Origin of the sequence: Pseudomaricurvus sp., from assembly GCF_965662505.1 — a bacterium.
Taxonomy (GTDB): Bacteria; Pseudomonadota; Gammaproteobacteria; order Pseudomonadales; family Cellvibrionaceae; genus Pseudomaricurvus.
In genome coordinates, this window is record NZ_CBFIHX010000132.1 from 6,823 (window position 1) to 8,959 (window position 2,137).

Annotated in this window: 1 protein-coding gene; it reads left to right on the top strand. The window is 52.3% G+C overall.

Features of this window, described 5'->3' with window-relative positions; all coding sequences use genetic code 11:
- Nucleotides 1–154: 154 nt before the first annotated feature.
- The coding region (locus ACTG33_RS14615) for an EAL domain-containing protein (RefSeq protein ID WP_439135960.1) at nt 155–2,137 on the top strand (1,983 nt) is incomplete at its 3' end.

Genomic DNA, 2,137 nt, shown 5'->3' on the forward strand with positions numbered 1-2,137 from the left:
TGGCCTGCGTGAAGCTTGCTCAAAATATAGGACACGATAAGCTCTCTAGTACTTAGGGTTTAGTACTTAGGTATTAGTGCTATCAGTTCTGACCGGTTTGAGTCACTGATCAACTGCATTCCCATTTCTCTTTTATGCAATCTACGGAAGCCGAATGACCGCTGAGGCGTTCCCATCAACACGTATACATTTCAGTGATGAAGCGACTGAGGGATTGCTCTATCGCATGAGTGACGCGTATTTCCTTATCGGCGCTGACCGTGTTATTGAGCGCGCTAATCCGGCGGCTCATCTTTTATTCGATACGCCTGAGCTGGTCGGTCTGCGGCTGGAGCATCTTGTCCAGCAAGATGTGAATTGGGCTTCTGTCTCGTCAGGCGATCGATTTAACCTGAGTGCCCGTCGTCACGACGGCAAACAAATCAAACTGAATTACTACGCGCCAGCCGGAGACGGTTATCACCACTGCGTGATATCACTGGTCAACCCAGATCAGCCATATCGTGAGCAGTTGCTCCGTCAGACTTCGCTGGTGCGTGCCGCTTTATGCTCCATTACTGATGCCGTGATTTCTGTGGATGCCAAGGGCGTCATCGAAACCATCAATCCCATGGCTCGCGAGCTGTTGAATCTGACGAATCAAACCGCCAGTGGCTTGCCCATCGGCCAGGTTTTGGTGATCGCGGATTCGGTCACGCACCGGGTTCTGCCATCTCCGGTTCTGGATGTACTGAAGCGGGGGGCGATCAATGATTTTTCGGAAGTCTTTTTGTATGCTGTTGAGCGCAAGCCAGTACTGATCAGCTTGCAGGCGATCCCCCTGCGAAATGCCGCGAGTGAAGTGGATGGCTGCTTGTTGATCTTTCGCAACAGCTCGCAGGTAGATCGGGATCGGCTGCGAGTTAAGTGGCAGGCGCGTCACGATACTTTAACGTCTCAGTTGAACCGTCAGGCGTTCGAGGTTTCTATCTCCCAGGCCATGGAGAAAGCGCAGAACGAACCGGTCAGCTTTGGCCTGCTGTACATCGATATTTATCAGTTTAAAGTCATCAACGATACCTGTGGCCATGCTGGCGGGGACGAACTCCTGAGGCAGCTGGCAGAGTTGATCGCCAACAAGTTGCGCAGCCAGGACATGCTGGCGCGTCTGGGCAGCGATGAGTTCGGCGTGCTGATTTACAACACCACACTGGCGGGCGCTCAGCGTCTGGCCAGCTCTGTCATCGACGCTGTACAGAATTATGAATTTCATTGGGGCGCGCAGGTTTACAAGGTGGCTGTCAGTATCGGTGTAGTGGTGATTGATGAGTCATCTGAATCCGAAGCGCAGGTGCTGGCCACCGCCAATGCTGCCAGCTGCGCGGCGAAAGAGCTGGGGCGCAATCGCATCCACTGGTACAACAAGGATCAGGAAGTTGAGCAGCGCCGCAGTGAAATCAACTGGGTGGTAAATATCAGCCAGGCATTGGCGCAAAATCGGTTTAGCCTCTTTCAGCAAAAGATTCAGCCGATGGACGGCTCGGAAGATCACTACGAAATTTTGCTGCGTTTGCGGCAGCAGAATGGCGAGCTGGTGAATCCGGATGTTTTTATCCCCGCTGCAGAACGCTATGGTCTGATGGACGATGTTGATCGCTGGGTTGTAGACAAAGTGATCGGGTATCTTAGAGAGCGGATGGAACTCTTCTTGCCACCGCGAGTGTATACCGTGAACCTATCCGGAATGACCATCAGTGATCCTGAATTCAGTAACTACGTCTTGTCGGCAATTGAGCGCAGCGGCATTGATGCAACCCTGTTGCATTTTGAAATTACGGAAACGGCAGCCATTCGACATCTGGATAACGCCATTGAGTTTATGCGTCGGTTGCGCGAGCGGGGCAGTCGTTTCTATCTGGATGACTTCGGCAGCGGCTTGTCCTCCTTTGCGTATTTAAAAGAGTTGCCGGTCGATTACCTGAAAATTGACGGCAGCTTTGTCAGCACCATGCTGGAAGACTCCGCCAGTTTCGCCATGGTCAGTACCTTTAATCACCTCGCCCACTCCATGAATCTAAAGACGGTGGCTGAGTACGTGGAGACGGAAGAGCTGCTGGATGCGTTAATCGATATTGGTGTCGACTTTGTGCAGGGGTTT